Origin of the sequence: Paenibacillus sp. FSL H7-0326, from assembly GCF_001955535.1 — a bacterium.
Classification (GTDB): Bacteria; Bacillota; Bacilli; order Paenibacillales; family Paenibacillaceae; genus Paenibacillus; species Paenibacillus shunpengii.
This window is the reverse complement of sequence record NZ_MPVN01000008.1, coordinates 106829-127131: the sequence shown is the minus strand read 5'-3', so window position 1 is coordinate 127131 and position 20303 is coordinate 106829. Positions and strand designations below refer to the sequence as shown.

The window sequence follows — 20303 nt, the reverse complement described above, 5'->3', positions numbered from 1 at the left end:
TGTTATTGTCTGTCTAGTCTACTAAAAATAAAGAATGCTGTCTATGGAAAGAATGGGCTCCTATAGCACTTGTTATTACACACAAAATAAAAAGAACGCAAACCGGGACTCGTCCGCAGTCTGCGTGCTTTGCAAAGTTAGTGGGTGTTTCAATAAAAATAATTGTAACCAATTATAAAAAATTTGTCTATATATTTCGAAGCATTTATCGACATAATATTTAAATTAACGCCCAGGTCGAACATAAGGATTATTTTGTTTCTCAAAACCAATCGTCGTCCTTGGACCGTGGCCTGGATATACCTTAACATCATCTTCCAATGTATAAAGTGTATTCTGGATGGAGTGGATCAGCTCTCGCTCACTTCCACCTGGCAGATCGGTTCTTCCTACGCCCGCTCTGAACAGAACATCACCAGCAAACAGATCCTTACCGCATAAGAGACTGACGCTTCCTGGTGAATGCCCAGGTGTATGATACACGTGAAAGGTCTGTCCTACAAGGTCCAGCTTCATACCCGCTGCAAGATCATATTCCGCCGGACTCGCCGTAATCTCTCCACCAAGCTCCAGCCAGCGCAGTGAACCGTTCCACTTTGCCGACGTAAGCCATTCGGCCTCAGCGGTATGCACATATACAGGGCAGCCTTTCAGCTTCCGAATCTCTTCGACACCGCCAATATGGTCAAAATGAGCATGGGTCAATAGAATAGCCTCAATCTCCAAATCTTCAATTGCGCGGATCAGAGAAGCCGGGTTCATCCCCGGGTCAATGATAAAAGCCTTGCCGCTGTCTTCTCCCTGCACCAAATAGGCATTGGTTTGCAGGGGACCTAGACTGAAAGTACGTATGTTCAGCATTTTAAAAACCGGATATCAACTCATGCAGCTCCTTGATGATGACTGCCTGATATTCCGTTCCCTCCCCATAACGTCGTTTAATCTCCTGACGCGTCTCTGCCAGATTATTCTGGTAATCCGCAGCCTCGCGGTCTGGATTATTCTCCTTGAAGGCAACCATTGCCTCCTGGACATGCTCAGGACGTGGTCCCCAGGTTCCCAGAACAGCACCGCCCGAGTCTGTAAAAATAACGACTGGAATCGAACGTCCGCCCATAGTCAGGAATTGATCCATGATCTCCAGATGGTGCTCCATGATCAGCATGTCCACTGGCATATCCGTCGCTTCCAAAGCCCGGAGGACGACAGGAATATTTCGAACGACATCACCGCACCAATCTGCAGCGATAATGACTGCCCGCAGGTCATCACGGTATTTTAAGCTGTCAAAGAAGGATTTATCTTCTTCATTCGTCCACTCAAAGCGGTTATACCAATCTAGAAAAGCTTCTTTATTCTGTGTCATACCCTCTATAAATTCTTGAGGAGACAATCCTTTACCAAACTTGTGTGATAAATTAGGAGCCATGAGAAGCACTTCCTTTCCCGTATTAGCATGATTTGAATTATTGATTACATATAAACTAATTCGGCTCGTAACAAACAGAAACTGCCAAACAAGTGAACGTGGGAATGATAGGAAAACAGATCAAGCTGTTATCCTGCATCACAACGTTGTCTCTTATTCCAGCCTCCATATTCAATAATAGCCGATTTTTCGGCTTGGAGAAAGTCTTACGGAATCCGTAGCTTACGCTCTGTGCTGAGAATAGTCTGAAGTGTATCCGCCCTTCCCCATTTCGCATATGGTACCTAAAGAGGAGGTCGATCAGCATGAAAGAGCATTCCCGCTACGGCAAGCAGACAGCCCCGTTCTCCAAGGGACCGGCACCCAAGCTTCCGTCCGCAAGAAAGATAAGACGTGCCTGCAGCAAGGAGCTGTACCGGACTGTAAAACGGATGAAGCTGTATATTGCCCCGGATTTGGTATCGCAGGGTGAAGACCTGTATTACCGCAAGGTCATCGCAAACCTGCTCTGGGTTACGGAGCATCAGGATAATCGCAAAGCCCAGTGCGACTGGTGGGACACCGAGGTGCTTCCTGAGCTGTCCGAGCTGTGGAACGTGCCTGCCGCGAAGCTGTCCAGCGCATTCCGAGACGCTTACGGGGGGTAGAACATAATATAGGGCTGAGCAGAGCTACGCCAATTCCCAGTCAATCCGCTAGTGATCAGCAGATTGACTGGAAATTCAGGCTAAACGGAAGTTGCTGAGTATGAATGAGGTTCAATAAACAAGATACCCGCCCGGCAGCAAAATAACGATTCAAGAAGTTCTACTGGTGGCTACAAGCGCTGCACCGGCAGCTTCCAGGCTGCAATCAACACAAGCAGCATCCAAAATAAAGGATAGCTGAAGTCGAAATCGACTGCGCCATGAAGCATGACAATCAAGCACACGGGAATGGTCTCCCGACTATGTCGTAACAGCAGGCGCAGGATGTAAGCGAATAGGAGCAGCATGAGCATAAGCCCCATCACACCGGTATCGAGGAATAGCTCCAGATATCCGCTGTGCACTTCTGTGCCGATATACGGTGTGGATTGGACCGTATATACCGCATGCTTCCATGCGTCCCCGCCATGCCCAAGCCAAGGGGAGCGCAGACCATATAGCACTGCATCACGCCACATCGCCTCCCTCGCAAACCAAGTTGCGCCGGAGGTGATTCTGCTGATGGCAGTATGGTACACCAGCCCTGCTGCACCTGTCAGTGCAGCAAGGGCCATGCACGCGGCAGCCACGCGGTGCCCGCGTGCCAGCATTGCATGGAGCAGCAGCGCGAGTGCGAGCGCTGCAATCTCACCCCCGGCCAGCAGCATGAGGCCGGGGAGTGGAGCCGGCGCGAGTGCTGCGCCGGCAAGGGCTTGATGTGCGAGCGCGGCGCATAAGAGCGGCGGCGCACTCGCACAGAGCAGCGGCAGGCGCCTGCCTTGCCGCTGAAGCAGGAGCAGCGCGAGTGCGCTCAGCAGCAGCGCGAGCCATGCTCCACGCGACTCGCTGATGAGGAGCGCGGTCGCAGCTGGGAACAGGCCGAGGGCCGTTCCTGCCACCTTCCTCAGCTCGCCTGCCGGGGAGCTGGAGCATGCCGAAGCGGCTGAAGCCAGCCGCTCCAAGAAGAACATCCCGACCAGCACGCCGTACGCGTTAGGGTATTCGACCAAGCCCGCAAGTCTGGCACCATAGGCACTCAGCAGAGGATCATCCGTCCTCATTACTGCATTAGGAAGGACAAGCAGACCGCATACGGCCAGTAATCCGCTTAGCGTCATCAGCCAGCCCGTCAGCTGAAAGCCTGCTGAAAGCCACTTTTTTCCTCCTATAGATTGTCCAAGAATACAGCAGCCCGCGGCGAACACACTAATAATAAAAAATGGCATGAGGCTGTCTCTTGTTCCGTTGACGCTTACCGGATTCCCAAACTGCAGGTGCCACACATAGATCAAAGCGATGAACAACGGAATGAAAACAATCGGTATATGGTTGTACATTAATTCTGCTGAATTTGAAGCCCTATTGGTGGTGATCAGCCACAACACGAGCAGCACGGCCGGGAACCAGATACTGATCCATTGCCAGGTGGAAGGGAAGAACAACCCCTGATGCAGACAAGCATATACGAGCGCTGCCGTAACCAGTAGTCCGATTGACTCTAAGGCATAAAAGGCTAACCCATTATCCGATTTGCTCTTTCGTATTTGATCAGCATGCTGCATTTAAGGAGGCTCCCTTTTCCACTAGAATTCGTTGAAATGTTCTCCTATTACTATTGCCTAACCCAAAAAAGCCCAACCCTTCCGGGCTGGACTTTTGAAACATATGGCAGGTAGTTTGTGAGATAAAATTGGAGAAAACAAGATCCCCTTACTTTGCTGCTCCTACCGGTAACAGATCTGTGCATGCTCTTTCCAAGTAAGGATTGACATGTAAGAAATCACGATAAGCCGTATACTCATTCCACAGCTGATCTGTATCTCCAGCATTTCCCTTTACAGCGCGAATCAGAATATTCTTGGGTGTATGCTCCATATCGATGAATTCCAGCAGCTGTGTGCGGTAGCCCATAATATCAAGCAGCTTGGCACGAATGGCATCCGTTGCAAGGGCAGCAAATCGTTCCTTGAGAATCCCGTGCGATAATAAAGGATTCATGACATTTGCCTCCATTTGAGCAAACAGCTCATGCTGACAGCATGGAACAGACAATATTACGGATGCACCCCAGCGTACCGCCTTCTCAAGAGCAGCATCTGTTGCTGTATCACAGGCATGAAGTGTAACGACCATATCCACCTGTTCAAGCTCATTGTATTCTGCAATGTCCCCTACAAGAAATTTCAGCCCAGTATAGCCCAGATTCTTGCCGATTTGGCTGCAATGTTCAATGACGTCTGCCTTTAAATCCAGACCTACGACCTGAAGCTTCCTGCGCTGCTGCACAGCCAAGTAATGGTATAATGCAAAGGTAAGATACGATTTGCCACAGCCAAAATCAACAATCGTAATCGGCCGTCCCTGCGGCAAATTAGGCAGCACATCCTCCACCATTTCAAGGAAGCGATTGATCTGCTTGAACTTGTCATATTTACGGGCATGCACCTTCCCTTCATCACTCATAATGCCGAGCTCAATCAGGAATGGAATTGGCTTGCCGTCCTCTAGCACATAACGTTTCTTCCGATTATGAGACAGGTCCGCTTCCTGCTTGGAGGGCGTTTTGGTCAAGATCGACACTTTGTACTTCTTGCTGATCAAGATCTGATAGTCTGCTTCAGGAGTACAGATCATGCCTTGCCGAAAAGTCTCCTCAAATAGTTGCTTCATCCGCTCAGAAGCTTCATCCGGGAACAAATTATCATGAGTTACTTTGTTGTTCTGGTGGTATGCAAATTGGTAATGGAGTTTGTTTTTAAGCAGAACCGGCTTAACCTGCACTTTAGTGAAGGTCTGTCCTTCTTTCTTACGAAGCTGACTCAGTGTGGCCGTAATCAGTCCCTGCTCTTCAAAAATACCTTCAATTAATTTTCGTAATGAATCCAAAGGGTACATCTCACTTTCTATGGTTAACATTGTTCTTTGAGTAACAATAACATATCAGAACACATTGTCCAGCGCATCTTGTCTTATAAAGCGGCCGGCCGTTCTATCCCACTATCTGCCCTGCAATTCCCGAAGCCCTTCCTCCACTTCCGTGCGAGGCAGACCGCCCTGTTCAAGCTGTGCATCCTCATGCAGCAGCAGACGCTTGTAGAACTCAGCCGCTTCCTGTGCATATTGATCCTGCCTGCTCAAGCGATACCAGCTGTTCTCCGCCTCATCATATCGTCCGGCTTTCTCGTGATATAACGCCATTAGTCTTTCCGTCTTCTCTGACAGCTCATACCCTTTAATTTCCTCCTGCAATGCCGCAACGCGTTCAGATGCACTTAAGATCTCTCTGTTTGCCCCATGAAGCAGGCTATATAAATATAAATGCAGAGCTTTCATCCAGCGGACAAGTGCTTGATCAGTCAAGCCTTGATCCATGTACACTCGGCCTTCCTCTTCCATGATTCGTGCCACTTGCTGGACTTTGTCTACTTCCACACCGTCACCAAGACGGAACAAATCGATGATATCTTCAACCGGAAGAGAGTTCAGCAGCTGAGAATTAAGCCTGAACTGGCGTTTAAGCCACTCATCCAGCTCCCATAAGGCATCAATGTGCATTTTCTTCTGCTTCAACTCAAACACTTTACCGATCATTTCCGTCATTTCCTCCACCATGCGGAGGAGATAGTCTCTTCTAAACATCAGCGTCTCTTCTCCTTTGGCCGTCTGTCCGAAGTACGGAGCGGCTTATCCGTGAATCCTGAGCGTTCCAGCACTCCACTTAAATTGTACCCGGAATATAAGGAAAAAGCCAAACACAACAGACTTTGTTGTAACCAGCTGATAGTAATATATACAGCTCTTTGAATCCACTAAACTGTGCAAACCTATAAAAAAACAGGCCTGGACATTACCCAAGCCTGCTGTCTAACCATTTATATAGATACAACACTTACTTTACCTTATTATTCATAAAGCGGGTAAGCGCACGAAGGAATTCATCCGGCTGCTCAATCATACTCATATGGCCGGCATCTGTGATAAGCGACTGGGTTACCCTCGGGCTGTCTGAAGTAAAGGTTCGATCCGGCGGCACAACGGTATCCTGTTCTCCCGCTATTAACAGCACGGGAACGCTCGCCTCATCCAGCACATGCCGCAGGTCAGGACGTTCCTTCATGGCGATTGCTGTATTGGATGCTCCTTGAGGAGAAGTCCGATAACCAATCTCCCGGACTCGATCTATCTTGGATACCATCGTCGTCTGGTGCTCTGCTGCAAACAGATTAGGAACCAAGGAATCCACAAAGGGTTGGATACCTTCCGTTTGAATGGTAGACACCGCTCTGAGACGCTTTTCTTTGGCCTCGTCACTGTCTGGATAAGCCGTTGAATGGATTAAGCCAAAGGCTTCAAGCCGATCAGGATATCTGTCTGCAATAGATAGTGTGAGGTATCCTCCTAAGGAATGGCCGAAGATGCTCGCCTGCTGAATACCCAAATGATTGAGCAGCTCCACGATATCATCTGCCATATCACTAATGCTGCAGCTGTTGTTAGGCGTTCCCGATTCCCCATGACCTCTGAGATCCGGTACGATACAGCGATATTGCTTCACTAATTGAGGCAATACCTCTTCAAAGTAGTCAGAGCTTCCGCAATAACCGTGCAGCAGTACGACAGGTTGTCCTTCTCCATGATCTCTATAAGCGATAACATGATTTCCTAATTGTACTTTTTCCATTACATTCGCCCTCTTTCTGTTAGCATGGATCATGAAATCCAGTATTACATACATTAAGCATTTCAGACTCTGCTGAACCAGTTAGTAATTGAAATCCCTCATGTGCAGCCTCCGCAAGCTCACGTGCCATATTCATCACCCGATGTAGAGAGGTCATCTGAAGCAGTGAATATGGCTTAGGGCCATTGACGTTAACAATTCCGGCAATGCTGTAATGGCCGACAGCAGGCAGGTCTCCTTTTACGGATTCAGCAGGTACCAGCGGACGCTCCAGGCATAGGTACTGGCCAATATCTGTTGAAGAACCCAGACAAGCATCAATCGCAATAACTGCATGGTCAGCCGGAATGGCACGAATCATCTGCTTCAATGTCGAAGCATCACAGGGTTCTGGCAGCGTACCAATCACGTGCTGAAATCCGTACTCTACTAAGTAGCTTCCGGTAAGCGGACCCAATGCATCACCTGTCGAACGATCTGTTCCGATACATATAAAGGTTATTTTATCTATAGAATGCTGCGCTCCAATCTGTTTGAAGAATGAAACAAGTGCTTCTTTTCCACTTCTTTTGTGACCAGAGGCTGTTGTCCGGGATGTCATCGGTGTAAATTTGGACAAGGGTTAGCGAAACCTCCTCTTTATCTTTCTATCTAGATGCTTACATGATACAATACGAACAAACTTTAATGAAGTCGAAAGGAATGGACGGAACATGGATTTATCCCAAAAAAATCAGCAAAACATCGAGTTTATGATTGATGCCATCAAGTCTAAACTAAGAATGGCGAGTGCCTCTGCGCTCCAGTCATCTGCGTTCACAGTAGCTCAGTACGACGATATCCTGGATATTTACGAAATCGTTAATTCCAAAAGCAATCTCAGTATTTCCGAAGTAGAAGCGCTCGTATCCGAATTGGGCCGGCTTCGCGCATAACAAACAGCCCCTACCTGCCCAATGGCAGAATAGGGGCTATTTGTTATTGGCCTACAGATGATGATTCTAATCAGTGTTGAAGAACAAATACAGGCTGTGCGGTACCCACAACGGTCCCGGCATCATTACGAATGTCCTGTGAGAATTGTTTCCTTAACGCGTTCAATGTTACCTGATTACGATAACCGATTTGCTCAAGGATCGATGCGGTAATCAGTCCCCACTCCTCTTCGGAGCCATCGAGAACCTTAAAGCTGATTCCCAGCCGCTCCTCCCGGAGCGCAAAACAAAATACGCCTTGAAATCCGCCCTTGGCAACAATATTGGAATCTTGAAGCAGAACCGTATCTACTCTGCCTGTTCCTCCCACCATTTCTGGTGCTGTATTCATAGCTGCAGTGATGAGCTGCGCAGCCTGCCGGGTAGATTCATCAGCAATCAAATCCGGACAAGCCAGCTTAAGAAAGGCTCTCGCCATTCCTGAAATAGGCAGCGCATAGACCGGAAATCCACAGCCATCGGTTCCAGGAGACAGCTCCTCCTGTGAAACATCTGTAAGTTGTGAAATCACTTCTTTGATTTCCTGCTGCACAGGATGATCCGGATCCGCATAAGTACTGGGGTCAGCCCCCTTCAGCTTCGTATAGGCAAGTACACCCATATGTTTACCTGAGCAGTTATGAAGAATTTTTCGTTTGTGTCCCTCTTTCTTAATATATTCTGTTCTGCTCTCTTCATGGAGCGGATAACTCGGAGCACATACTAAACCGGTCTCATCTACTCCGATCTTATTTTTCATTTGCATCAATACACGCTGGTGAAAATCCTCTGACCGATGGGAGGAGACCATCAAGGCAATTTCCTCAGAGGTGAGTCCATATTTCTCTTGTATGCCCGCCCTAATGCCCGGTATGGCCTGGAGTGGTTTGGCCGCAGAACGGGTAAAGGTCTTAAAATGGGGGTCGCCTGCGAAATATACAACTTCTCCTTTTTCATTAACAATCGATATATGACCGCGGTGTGCGCTTTCCATTACACCACCCCGAAGTTCGGTTAATAATAATGCATCTAACATGTTTTTCTCTCCTTCTCAAGGACTGCTAGCCGCTTGGTTTGTACCAAGACGAACACCATAGTACAGTATAGTACAAAGAAACCATTTTGACAGAGATAATGGATAGACTAGAAGAAAATCAGCTGAATTCATACGATCGGGTATCCATTATCAATCTGCCTATTTTACAACCAATCCAATCAAAAGTCAGGAGCTACACATTTATGACGAATAACAGCAAAAAAAATTTTTACTGGACTACTATTGGACTAGCCGGCAGTTTGGGGTTTGTTCTCATCATCGTACTCTTATTTATGCTGATTGGAGTCGATAAGGTTCAAACGGTTGATGAAAATATCCAGTTTTATCTTTTTCCTCACGCAGACAACTGGTACTATTCCTTGCTGCCGATTATTAAAGGAATTACCGAGTTTGGTTCTTTTAATATCACTGCCATTGTTGCACTTGCATTTGTGAGCTATTATGGGATCTTTCGTAAACTTTATGTAAACACATATATCGTAGCGGTCAGCTTCATTAGCATGTGGAGCATTAATTATGTGCTCAAAATTCTTCTCAGACGAGAACGGCCTGAGCTTGAACAGCTGATGGCCGCCCACGGATACAGCTTTCCAAGCGGTCATTCTATGATTGCTGCCGGGTTCTACGGCGTTATCTTCGTCCTGCTCGTGCAGACAATAAAAAATAGAGGTGGATCTGGATCTCTTGTAGCGGTCCTTGGCGCTTTATTCGTTCTATTGATCGGGTACAGCCGCATTTATCTCGGCGTTCATTATCCGACAGATGTTGTGACAGGCCTCTTATGCGGAGGTATATGGGCCTTCTGCATGCATTGCCTGCTGAAGGAAGCTTCTCAATAGAAGACAGTACATATCGTCTGCCCCTGCATCCTTTGTTTCAACCTTACTGTCGATAGTTTATATACGAAGTAAGCAAGGCACTAAAGCAGCATAGGAGGCGATTGTTATGTGGGGGATCATCATTAGTATCGTGATGGCGATAATCATTGGACTCATTGGTGATGCTCTCGTTGGCCATAACATGCCCGGCGGAATTCTAGGTTCAATGATTGCGGGATTTGTCGGCGCATGGATTGGTTCGCTGCTGTTTGGTGACTTCGGCCCGATCATCGCTGATTTTGCCGTGGTCCCCGCCATAATCGGTACAGCCATATTCGTCTTTATATTAGGACTTATTGGTAAACTGTTTAGAAGAGCAGCTTAACGGGTTATTAGTAAAAAAGAGTTAATTATTACAATTGAAGGAGTGATCAATCATGACTCACAACGCGACAGATTATACTAAAAACATGACGGACTACAGAAATGAAGATACGGGCAATGGTAATAACTTCGCTAAAGGCCTATTCATCGGTGGACTTCTTGGCGCAGCAGCAGCCTTGTTGTTTGCCCCTAAGCCGGGCCGTGATTTAAGAGGTGATCTATCCGATAAAATGCTTGTTGTCTCTGACAAGACCAAAGAAGTAGCAGGCGTCGTGGGAAGCAAAGCATCTGAAATTGCCAAAACGGTATCTGGTAAAACAAGTGAGCTGGCGAAGACCGTAGGCGATAACACCACTTCTGTCGTAGCAAGCATTAAGCAGGCAAAGGATGAAGTGGCAAATGAAGCTATGAAAGCTTCCGAGGAAGTTGCGGCAACGACAGCTAAGGCTGCGAACGAAGCAGAACATGAACTGAATTCGACTACATCGTCAAATAACGGTAGCAGTACATCCCAAGGTAGTTACTCAACACCTTCAACTTCATCAACAACGACAACCAAACTGCCTTAAGCATTGAAGTTGCTTTCGTTATAGCCAGCTGCTTGCAGCTGGCTATTTTTATAGACATTCGAGCATTAATAATTTCTTACAGAAGTGGAGGCGTTTCTGATGAGTTCTGTTGAGTTGAAAACCAATCGGAATATCAACTCTGAGCGCAATGCAAACAAAGAAGAGGTTAACGAGCATCCTTTTGAACTCCGGCATGAGGTGAAGAATTTGAACCAACGGCTGGAAGGAATTATTCAAGCAATGGAGAGCGCGGAGTTCAAAGATATTCTTGAGAATTATACCAGCCCCAAAAAGCGGATTTTGGCCAATCTGACTGCAGGTATTGCCAGAGGTCTGGGAATGTCCGTTGGTACGGTTCTTGTCCTAGCGATCCTCGGTTGGGTTCTCAGTCTGATTGTCGATATGAATCTTCCTGTCATCGGTCAATATATTGCTGAGCTGCAAGGATATATCGATGCTTCAAAATAAATTCCCCGTTAAATGGAGAGAGTAGAAAAGCCTGACTTTAGCTTACGGAGCTAAAATTCAGGCTTTTTTGTCATGATATTTTGCATAAGCCCGTCAGTCCGGGTTCTTTGTGTTTGAAGGCTTCTCACCACGAGGCTTGATCTTTAGAATATCTCCTGTCCAGCCCTTCATAAACATCCAAATGTACATACCTGCCATGCTTATCAATATTGCTGCAGTGACAACCGTAAATCCCCACTCTGTCTTAATCCAAGGCAAATTCTCAAAATTCATACCCCATATTGCCCCAACGGCCGTCGCCGGAGTAAAGACCGCTGTAACAATCGTCAGCGTCTTCATTATATCGTTGCCGCGAATGGAAGAAGCCGCGTTATCAATTGAAATTAAAGTATCTATCTCATCCTCATAATGACGGAACAAGCTGTCCATACGTTTCATCCGGTAAGTCAGCTGTTTATAGGTTGTTCGTTCCTCGATCTTCAGGAAATGAAAAGCTTCATTGGAGGCATGCAGCAGCTCCTGGAACGCGATAAATTGATTGCTCCAAAATAAAAGCTCAAAGCGGGCAGATAGTATTTTATCCATCAGCGTCCGGGCATTTCTCTTCTCCATACTTTCCTCCAGGCTGCGCAAATTGATTTCGAATTTGTCCAGACCTATATGAAAATAATGCAGGAGCGCCCTGGCAACGATAAACATACCCGATACCGCATCCTCTGCTTCCTCAAACATTCGCTTTCGCTCGTCTGCAAGCAAGGCGTCTCGGGTATGCTTATCGATATTCAGCGTAATTAGATGAGTCGCATCCACATAAAAATAAAACTGATGGCTATGCTGCTCGTCGTCCAGGTTCTTCTTAATAGAATAGAGCAGTGAGCCGAACAATACATTCTTGCCGCCAAAGGTACGGACAGATATGTAATTCGTCTGAATTTCAGGCAGCTTGTTGAGCCATTCTGCTGTAGAAGGTACTTCTTCTTTCAGCCTATCCAGTTCTTCGCAATCAAATTCAGATACCTCATAATCCTGCCAGACCCACTTCTCATACAGCCTTACCTCCTGTAAGTTCAGCTGATCCATCCATATCCCCCCATATTCCATCTCTTAACAATATACATGGTTGTATCGACAAAGAGGCATGCCAGCATTCCGTAGGAAATGCTGGCATGCCTCTTAAAAATTTATCCTATGATGATGAGGATTGCGTCATAATTTGTTTGAGTTTTTCCGTTGCCCGCTTCTGAATACGGGAGACACTCATTTGAGAGACGCCCAGTTTCTGAGCTATGGCTCGCTGGGATTGACCATCTTGGAATGCAAGCAGCAGTACCTTTTGCTCCTGCTCCTTCAATTGACCCAGTGCCTGCTGAAGATCCATTCGTTTCTCAACGGCATCATAATCATTAGCCTCTGAACTGATAAGTTCACCAAGCGTTGCCGTGCTCTCATCTTGAGACAGCGGTGAATCCAGCGATACGTAATGGTAGGACTCACGTCCTGCCAATACCTCAACGGTCTCTTCCACCGTTAGATCCAGGTATTCCGCAATTTCTTGAACATCCGGCGATCTTTCAAGTTTAATCGTCAGATCATCAATGGCATGCTGCACAAGCGCGCCTTTTTCCTTGATCCTGCGAGGCACCTGTATGTACCAAGACTTATCCCTTAAATAATTCTTCATGTGGCCAATCATGCTCTTCATCGCATACGGCTCGAAAGGAATGCCCAGATTAATATCATACTGACTGAGCAGCCTAACGAGAGCCATTTGGCCTGTCTGATACAGGTCTTCATATAAGTCAGGTCTATTTCGAGAAATCTTGCCTGCAGCCATCTTGACCATAGGCTCGTATTTCTTAATCAGAACGGTAGCAATTTCATTATCTTTGGTCTGTTGATACTCCCAAATCAAACCCACTGCTTCGTCCATCGACTCTTGGGGAGTCAAGCGATCGGTCATACCCTTTCCTCACTCTTAGTGAGGCGTTTGATCAAGACGACTTCTGTTCCTTTGCCCTCTTCTGTGACGACATTGACATCATCCATCAGAGCCTGCATCAGATAGAATCCGAGTCCACCGATTTGAACCTCGTCTAGATCTTTGTCATGAAGTGCAGCGATTCCGTCTCTTTGTTCTACACGCTCAAAGCTCTCCCCTTCATCTTTGACCGTAATAGACAATTCCTCGTCATCAAATTCAAAAAACACATCAACAATGCCGTTCTCTTCTCCATAGGCATAGAGCACTGAATTATTGCATGCTTCCGAAACAGCAACCTTCATATCCTCTATGTCCTCATAGGAGAACCCCATCTTTGAGGCAATTCCATACAGATTCAATCTGACAATATCAACAAAGTCTGCCGTAGCTGGCAGCTTAAGAGTTACTCTCTGTGCTTCTGCTTTCATTCTTTTCTTCGATCCTTTCCTATTGGGAGTTCTCCTGAGGGACAAAGAATTTAGTTATGCCTGTCATGTCAAACAGCTTTTGTATATTTCCAGGAACCTCTTCCACCATGAATGAGGCATCTTTTGCATGTCTTGCTTTTAGAATAGACAACAAAATTCCGATCCCCGTACTATCAATGTATTTCAGATCTTTCAGATTCACAATCAAGCTTTGATTTGTATTTGCCACAAGGGGCTCCATCGTACTTCTGAAGTCTGGAGCAACGGAGAGGTCCAGCTCTCCGCTCAAATAAACTGTACAAGTGCTATTATTGACTTCTGTCTCTGCTTTAAACTTGTCATTTTTATTTGTATTCATTAGACATCTCTCTCCCAAAAATTATTTCTATAATGATTAACCACCTATTTATCTAGTGAAACAAATCTGTGCTTGGAAAATATTTCAGAAGCGGATCAATTTCATGAATCATTAAAAAGGGATCGTGAAATTGATTCAAGTAAAAGAGTTTACACGCCATTTCCGACCCTTTGGAGTTGAGCCAGTTTCTGTTTTACACTGCCCATTTTGACAGGCTTGCTTATATAATCATCCATTCCGGCAGCAAGACATCGCTGCTGAACTCCATCCATCACATTTGCAGTCATCGCAACAATCGTTGGATAATGGATTCCATTCAACTCTTTACGAATGCGACGTGTACTTTCGAGCCCATCCATCACAGGCATCTGCAGATCCATAAATATCAGATCATACTTATACTTCTGTATCATATCTAATGCCTGCTGACCGTCTTCAGCAATATCAGAGGACAAGCCCAGCTTGCCGAGCATACTTACCATCAGCTTTTGATTGATCGGATGATCATCAACGACCAGCACATTTGCCGAGGAATCCTTCTCTGCGTGATTACGCGCTTGAAGTTCTCGGCACTCTTCCTCTTTGCCATGATGATCATAAGGCGTCATTTCCACGGTGAATACAAAGGATGCTCCCCGTTCCTCAGTTGTATCAATGTAAATATGACCATTCATCATCTCAACCAGGTTTTTGCATATAGCCAGGCCTAAGCCTGTTCCTCCGTATTTTCGAGTCATAGAGGAATCCAATTGAGAGAACGGCTGGAACAAATGATGCACCTTCTCCTCCGGAATTCCAATTCCCGTATCCTTCACGGTGAACTCCAGAGTATAGACCCCATTCTCGACCTGTTTAAGCGAAGAGATGATATACACTCCTCCTTGTTCTGTAAACTTCACTGCATTGCTGATTAAATTAATCAGAACTTGGCGAAGTCTGGTCATATCTCCGTAAAGAACAGGCGGTATCTTCTCATCGATGAAATAAACAAGCTCGAGATTTTTCTTGGACGCATCAACCTGGAACAAATTGAGCACTTCCTGAATACAGCTGGATAAGTCAAATGGCTGTCGTTCCAGCTCCATTTTGCCAGACTCCATTTTGGTAAAGTCCAAAATATCGTTGATGATGCTTACCAATGCATCTGCACTGCTTCTAATAATTTGGGTGTATTCCTGTTGTTCTTCCGCGAGATCGGTCTCCATCAGGAGATCAATCATACCGATAACCCCATTCATCGGCGTTCGAATCTCATGACTCATGATAGCCAGAAATTCGGTCTTGGCATGTGCAGCAATCTCAGCAGCCTCTTTCGCTTCAATCAATTCCTTATTAATCCGCTCCAGCTCCATCGTCTTTTGCTGAAGCAGCATGGATTGGGTCTTGAGCCGCTTGTTCGACAGATACATCTCTACAAATCCTTCAATCTTGGACTTTAGAATCTGTGGAATAAACGGTTTAACCATATAATCGATCGCACCCGCTGAATATCCGGCGAATAGATGCTCTGCCTCTTTGCTGTTAGCCGATATAAAAATAATTGGAATATCCTTGGTTTTGTCTCTTGCTTTAATCAACTTTGCGGTCTCTATTCCGTCAAGCCCAGGCATCTGGACATCGAGAACGATGACGGCAAATTCATGCTTAAGAAGACTCCTCAGTGCTTCTTCCCCCGAAGTCGCCTTTACGAGAACATAATGCTCACTCTCAAGCACCGCTTCAAGCGCAAGCAAATTCTCAGGGCGGTCATCTACAAGCAGAATATGAATCGGTTCTTGAGCCCCCATGACCATAACAACCTAACCCCCCGCGTTTATTTCACCTTGCGATATATTTTTTCAACCCGGTCCATCGATTCATAATCATCACTATAGCCTGAAAAGTGGATAGATTCCTTCGCTCCTAATACTAAAATTCCAAAATGGCTCAGACTCTCATGGAACAGGCCATGAACATGATTACGCAGCTCATCATTGAAATAGATCATGACATTTCTACAGAATATAACGTTAAATTCGTTAAAAGAACGATCCGTCGCCAGGTTATGCTCTGCAAAAATGATATTCCGTCTCAAAAAAGGATGGAACATGACCGAATTGTAGCGTGCCGTGTAATATTCCGAAAAGACACCGGTACCGCCGGCCTCCAAATAATTTTTGGTATACAGCTTCATTTTCTCTATGCCGTACACCCCTTCTTTAGCCTGCTGGAGAGAACGCTCATTCATATCTGTTGCATAAATACGGGATTTCTCATATAACCCCTCCTCATGCAGCAAGATAGCCATCGAATAGACTTCCTCCCCCGTCGAACAGCCAGCGTGCCATATTCGGATATAAGGATACGTCCTTAATACGGGTATTACTTTCTCGCGGAACGTCTTGAACAAACTGGGATCACGAAACATTTCAGTTACAGGAATAGACAAGCTTTGCACTAAACGTTTGAATGCTTCCCGGTTGTGGAGCACCTGATGCTGCAGCTCCGATATAGATTTCAAACGCTCCGCATTCACATGATGAAGAATTCTCCGTGTCAGGGAAGGGAGTGCATAATTTCGGAAGTCATATCCATAATAGCTGTGTATTCCTTCCATTAACAATTCAATTTCAATTTGCTCGCGTTCCTTAATGATCGGCTTGTCGTCCGCCGAAACTTCTCTGTGTGTTTCATCCCAGGATGTCATTACCTTCCCACTTCCTTACTAAATTTCGATCAAATTGGGTGTATTCTAACATACTTACCCACGAATACAGATTATGAATACAGCCAAACCCTCATTAGAGATAATAATTGATCGGTTTGAATCGGTTTTTTCACATAATCAGAAGCACCCGCTTCTATACATTTGCTGCGATCATCCTTCATCGCTTTGGCTGTAAGGGCAATAATCGGCAGCTTATCAAATTCAGGCATTTCTCTAATTCTTCTCATTGCCTCGTAACCATCCATCTCCGGCATCATCATGTCCATCAACACCAGATCATATCCTTGATCACGCTCGAGAATTTCAAGTGCTTCTCTGCCATTCTCGGCAAATGTGACTTCCATTCGATACCCTTCAAGAACGCTGGATAGAGCAAATACATTTCGGATATCGTCATCTACGAGCAATATTCGTTTACCTTCAAATAAAGTTTCCTTGTTGTACAGATTTTGCAGAATCTGTCTCTTATCTTCAGGAAGATTGGCTTCTACCCGATGCAGGAACAAGGTTGTCTCATCCAGCAAACGTTCTGGCGATTTGACGTCCTTAATAATGATGGATTCCGCATACTTGCGAAGCTCCAGTTCCTCTTTGCTGTCGAGCTCCTTGCCTGTATAAATAATAATCGGAAGATCATTCAGGCTTGCATTATCCCTTACTTGATCAAGAAGTTCAAATCCCGTCATATCGGTGAGCATTAGGTCAAGAACCATACAGTCATACTTCACATTCCTTAGTTCATCCAGCGCTTCTCTACCTGTAGACACCGCAGTTATTGCTACATCATCATGATCTATAAGCTCTATAATGGCATTTCTCTGAATGGCATCATCTTCTACAATGAGTAGTCGCTTCAATGATTTATCAATATAGGATTCAATGTGTGAAAAAGCGTTATCCAGCGCTTCTCGAGTAGACGGCTTCTTCAGATAAGCGATAGCCCCCATCATCAAGCCTTGCTTGATGTCATCAATAACCGAAATGACATGTACCGGGATATGACGGGTCGACAAGTTCGCCTTGAGTTCGTTAAGCACAGCCCATCCATCCATGACCGGAAGCTGAATATCAAGAATAATTGCATCGGGGATATACTCCTTCGCTGTATCCAGTCCTACATCACCCTGCAGAGCAACCAACGCCTTAAATCCGCGGGCACGCGTCATATCCATCAGAATATTCGCAAATTTCGGATCATCCTCAATGATCAGCATCACCCGATCGCCTTCTTTAATCGTATCCCGATCATCCTTGATGTTATTAATTACTGTCGTTGAGGATGCGATCTGTGATATGGCCTCACTCTGCACAGCATTCAGCACGGATCTTCCTTGCGGCAGGTAACGACCTCTGGATTCTTGTGCAGCTGCAGCCTCGCCTTGTTCAACCGGAAGCTCCCGCTGCTCTCCCAGCTTAGCATCTGTAAGCAGAGGGAGATACAGAGTAAATGTGCTGCCCTTGCCTTCTGTAGAATCCAGCATAATCTCCCCGCCAAGGAGACGAGCCAGCTCACGACTGATGGACAGTCCAAGACCGGTCCCTCCATATTTGCGGCTGGTCGTTCCATCCACCTGCTGGAAGGCTTCAAAGATCAGATCTTTTTTGTCCGGAGCGATGCCAATGCCTGTATCATTCACTGAAATAGCCAGGAAAGGTACATCCATATCAATATAATGAGGCAGCTCTGAATCGTCCGCTTGTCTCATGCTGACCGTAATCGAGCCCTCTGAAGTAAATTTGAACGCATTGGATAAGAGGTTCCGCAGTACCTGCTTCACCCGATGTCCATCCGTTATGAAGCTCTCTGGCAGCTCATCTTTGACTTCAAATGCCAGCTTCAAATCCTTGCTAAGTGCAACCGGTGCAAAGTTCTGCTGAACGAAATTGCGCAGATCCTGCAGGCTGACTTTTTCATGATTAATATCCATCTTTCCAGACTCGACTTTTGACAGGTCCAGAATTTCATCGATCATCTTCAAGAGGTCCGCACCGGACATATAGATGGTTTGTGCATATTCCTTCTGTTTATCCGATAGATTCCCTTCTTTGTTCTCCGTGAGAAGCTGCGACAGAATAAGCAAGCTGTTCAGCGGAGTCCGAAGCTCATGAGACATATTCGCCAAGAACTCGGATTTATATTTGGAAGTGATCGAGAGCTGCATGGCTTGCTGCTCCAGCTGCCGCTTCGTCTCTTCAATCTGTTCATTTTTCTCTTCCACCTGCTGTACTTGCTCTTCGAGAGCTCTCGTCTTCGCAAGCAATTCGGTGTTGAAATGCTCCAGCTCTTCCTGCTGGCGTTGAAGGAGCTCTTCAGAGCGCTTAAGCTCCTCTGCCTGCTCACCGAGGTTCTCATTCGAACGACGAAGCTCCTCCTGCTGGGTCTGCAGTTCTTCAGATTGCACTTGAAGTTCCTCTGTCAATGTCTGAGACTCACGAAGCAGCTCTTCCACACGCATACGTCTATTAATATTGTTAATAATGATACCCATATTGTTAACGAGCTGATCAAACAAAGCCTTTTGCAGACTTGAGAAAGCTTCAAAGGAAGCAATTTCGACTACACCTAGTACTTCATCTTCGAATAGTACAGGCTGGATCAATATGCTGGCCGGCTTGGCAGAGCCAAGACTCGATCCAATGGACAAATACCCCTCCGGTGCTTCAGTCAGTTCAATCACTTTTTTATCAAGCGCGCACTGACCAATTAAGCCTTCCCCTATCTTAAAAGAGCGGCTGCATTCTGTATTGCTGTCGTCAAAAGCATACGCTCCGTAGCGTCTGAGCTCCTCAGGATGCTTATTCTCGTCATGAAGGTATACAGCTCCGTATTTTGCCGTCAAAATAGGTGCAAATTCATTAATGAACAGCTGTGCCACTTCATGAGTTGAATTAATACCGCGCAGCATTTCCGTAATTCGGGCCATATTGGCATTTAACCAGCTCTGATCCTCTTGAGCTCTCAAGTAATCCTGTTCAATCCGCTGTTTCTCTTCTAAATCTTTGGCTATATCTTTAAACACATGCGCAATCTGTCCAATTTCGTCCTTGGACTTGACCTGGATCCGCTTGATTGTCCGAAATCTTCCCTTGCCGAAGCTCTGGATCATCATTGAAACTGTATTCAGGCCCTTGGTTATACTTGGAATCACCCATAATATAACCCCTAAGGCGACAAGCAAGCCGGTAACCAGCAGCACAGTAAGCAACTGGATAGACCGGTTCATCTCGTTATTAGCCTCCTGGATCTGATCATCAATTAATAGATCCTGGTAATTGTTGAGCTCGGTTAATATATCCAATACTTCTTGCTGGGCAACCGTTCCCGTGTTTGTCCGAAGGTTGGTAGCTGCCGCATATTCTCCTGATTCCAGCAAAGCCAGAAGACGATCCGTATAGCTCGTATATTCTCTTAGATTGACGACAACCTGGTCAACCAGACGGCGTTCTTCAGCCTCAGTGGCTCGCTCGGAAACCTCTCCAAGCTGTGTCGCAGCATTTGACTTAAGTTCCTCGATCCTTTGAGTGAGCACTTCTGTTGAGTTCGAATTCGGATTCGTTATGGCTGTCGCAATCTGGGTAGCCATATTATTTACATCTGCACGCACTCCAGAAGTATATCGGGTCTTCATATAACGGTCATTGTACAATTCATCGATTTCCGTTCGCATGGAGCTGGTTGTGTTAAAACTGACAATGGTTAGAACAAGTAAAATTGCCATTAATGCACTGAAGCCTATAAGCAGTCGAGTGCGTATCTTCATAC

At 45.9% G+C, this 20303-nt stretch carries 20 protein-coding genes and 1 pseudogene; 6 read left to right on the top strand and 15 right to left on the bottom strand.

The window, feature by feature from the left end; all coding sequences use genetic code 11:
- Nucleotides 1–225: 225 nt before the first annotated feature.
- Together BK126_RS26035 and BK126_RS26030 are read right to left on the bottom strand one after the other, a co-directional pair.
- The gene (locus tag BK126_RS26035) at nucleotides 226–861 is read right to left on the bottom strand and encodes an MBL fold metallo-hydrolase (RefSeq protein WP_076315400.1); all 636 of its coding nucleotides are present in this window, start codon (nucleotides 859–861) and stop codon (nucleotides 226–228) included.
- A 1-nt stretch (nucleotide 862) separates the two neighbouring features.
- Nucleotides 863–1429, bottom strand: a complete 567-nt coding sequence (locus tag BK126_RS26030; RefSeq protein WP_076315399.1) for a thioredoxin family protein — start codon at nucleotides 1427–1429, stop codon at nucleotides 863–865.
- Nucleotides 1430–1734: 305 nt separating this feature from the next.
- On the opposite strand from BK126_RS26030, the gene BK126_RS26025 reads away from it, so the two are divergent.
- Complete coding sequence (locus BK126_RS26025; RefSeq protein WP_047913756.1) at nucleotides 1735–2076, top strand: hypothetical protein; 342 nt, start codon at nucleotides 1735–1737, stop codon at nucleotides 2074–2076.
- A 170-nt stretch (nucleotides 2077–2246) separates the two neighbouring features.
- On the opposite strand, the gene BK126_RS26020 is transcribed toward BK126_RS26025, so the two are convergent.
- From BK126_RS26020 to yyaC, 5 genes are all read right to left on the bottom strand, one after another.
- A complete protein-coding gene (locus BK126_RS26020; RefSeq protein WP_076315398.1) occupies nucleotides 2247–3677 on the bottom strand; it encodes an O-antigen ligase family protein in 1431 nt (476 codons plus the stop codon).
- A 148-nt stretch (nucleotides 3678–3825) separates the two neighbouring features.
- Nucleotides 3826–5010: a class I SAM-dependent methyltransferase gene (locus BK126_RS26015; protein ID WP_083656232.1), complete on the bottom strand. Its 1185-nt coding sequence runs from the start codon at nucleotides 5008–5010 to the stop codon at nucleotides 3826–3828.
- A gap of 102 nt (nucleotides 5011–5112) precedes the next feature.
- Entirely contained in the window at nucleotides 5113–5754 is a 642-nt protein-coding gene (locus tag BK126_RS26010) for a DUF6483 family protein (RefSeq protein ID WP_076315396.1), read from the bottom strand.
- A 250-nt stretch (nucleotides 5755–6004) separates the two neighbouring features.
- On the bottom strand, nucleotides 6005–6796 hold the full coding sequence (locus BK126_RS26005; RefSeq protein ID WP_076315395.1) for an alpha/beta fold hydrolase: 792 nt from the start codon (nucleotides 6794–6796) through the stop codon (nucleotides 6005–6007).
- A 19-nt stretch (nucleotides 6797–6815) separates the two neighbouring features.
- Nucleotides 6816–7415, bottom strand: coding sequence for a spore protease YyaC (gene yyaC, locus BK126_RS26000; RefSeq protein ID WP_256209932.1), 600 nt, complete (start codon nucleotides 7413–7415; stop codon nucleotides 6816–6818).
- 94 nt (nucleotides 7416–7509) lie between these two features.
- Between yyaC and BK126_RS25995 the strand changes: the two genes are divergently transcribed.
- A complete protein-coding gene (locus tag BK126_RS25995; protein WP_076315394.1) occupies nucleotides 7510–7731 on the top strand; it encodes a DUF1128 domain-containing protein in 222 nt (73 codons plus the stop codon).
- 70 nt (nucleotides 7732–7801) lie between these two features.
- Here BK126_RS25995 and BK126_RS25990 read toward each other — a convergent pair whose 3' ends face one another.
- Complete coding sequence (locus BK126_RS25990) at nucleotides 7802–8806, bottom strand: asparaginase (protein WP_076315393.1); 1005 nt, start codon at nucleotides 8804–8806, stop codon at nucleotides 7802–7804.
- A 203-nt stretch (nucleotides 8807–9009) separates the two neighbouring features.
- On the opposite strand from BK126_RS25990, the gene BK126_RS25985 reads away from it, so the two are divergent.
- The 4 genes and pseudogenes from BK126_RS25985 (at nucleotide 9010) to BK126_RS25970 (ending at nucleotide 11066) form a co-directional block, all read left to right on the top strand.
- Nucleotides 9010–9666 (top strand): phosphatase PAP2 family protein, encoded by a 657-nt coding sequence (locus tag BK126_RS25985; protein WP_076315392.1) that lies wholly within the window; start codon nucleotides 9010–9012, stop codon nucleotides 9664–9666.
- A gap of 106 nt (nucleotides 9667–9772) precedes the next feature.
- On the top strand, nucleotides 9773–10030 hold the full coding sequence (locus BK126_RS25980) for a GlsB/YeaQ/YmgE family stress response membrane protein (protein ID WP_047913748.1): 258 nt from the start codon (nucleotides 9773–9775) through the stop codon (nucleotides 10028–10030).
- 85 nt (nucleotides 10031–10115) lie between these two features.
- Nucleotides 10116–10514 (top strand): annotated as a pseudogene (locus BK126_RS25975) (YtxH domain-containing protein); the annotation flags it as partial.
- A gap of 183 nt (nucleotides 10515–10697) precedes the next feature.
- Entirely contained in the window at nucleotides 10698–11066 is a 369-nt protein-coding gene (locus BK126_RS25970; protein ID WP_076315390.1) for a DUF5665 domain-containing protein, read from the top strand.
- A gap of 93 nt (nucleotides 11067–11159) precedes the next feature.
- On the opposite strand, the gene BK126_RS25965 is transcribed toward BK126_RS25970, so the two are convergent.
- From BK126_RS25965 to BK126_RS25935, 7 genes are all read right to left on the bottom strand, one after another.
- Complete coding sequence (locus tag BK126_RS25965) at nucleotides 11160–12146, bottom strand: magnesium transporter CorA family protein (RefSeq protein ID WP_076315389.1); 987 nt, start codon at nucleotides 12144–12146, stop codon at nucleotides 11160–11162.
- A gap of 106 nt (nucleotides 12147–12252) precedes the next feature.
- Complete coding sequence (locus BK126_RS25960) at nucleotides 12253–13026, bottom strand: sigma-70 family RNA polymerase sigma factor (RefSeq protein ID WP_047913745.1); 774 nt, start codon at nucleotides 13024–13026, stop codon at nucleotides 12253–12255.
- Nucleotides 13023–13475: an anti-sigma B factor RsbW gene (gene rsbW / locus BK126_RS25955; RefSeq protein ID WP_076315388.1), complete on the bottom strand. Its 453-nt coding sequence runs from the start codon at nucleotides 13473–13475 to the stop codon at nucleotides 13023–13025. Before rsbW ends, BK126_RS25960 begins: the two co-directional genes overlap by 4 nt.
- A gap of 19 nt (nucleotides 13476–13494) precedes the next feature.
- Nucleotides 13495–13833, bottom strand: coding sequence for an STAS domain-containing protein (locus tag BK126_RS25950; protein ID WP_076315387.1), 339 nt, complete (start codon nucleotides 13831–13833; stop codon nucleotides 13495–13497).
- Nucleotides 13834–13982: 149 nt separating this feature from the next.
- A complete protein-coding gene (locus BK126_RS25945) occupies nucleotides 13983–15620 on the bottom strand; it encodes a response regulator (protein WP_076315415.1) in 1638 nt (545 codons plus the stop codon).
- 26 nt (nucleotides 15621–15646) lie between these two features.
- Complete coding sequence (locus tag BK126_RS25940) at nucleotides 15647–16519, bottom strand: CheR family methyltransferase (protein WP_076315386.1); 873 nt, start codon at nucleotides 16517–16519, stop codon at nucleotides 15647–15649.
- A gap of 71 nt (nucleotides 16520–16590) precedes the next feature.
- On the bottom strand, nucleotides 16591–20301 hold the full coding sequence (locus tag BK126_RS25935) for a response regulator (RefSeq protein WP_076315385.1): 3711 nt from the start codon (nucleotides 20299–20301) through the stop codon (nucleotides 16591–16593).
- Nucleotides 20302–20303 lie beyond the last annotated feature (2 nt).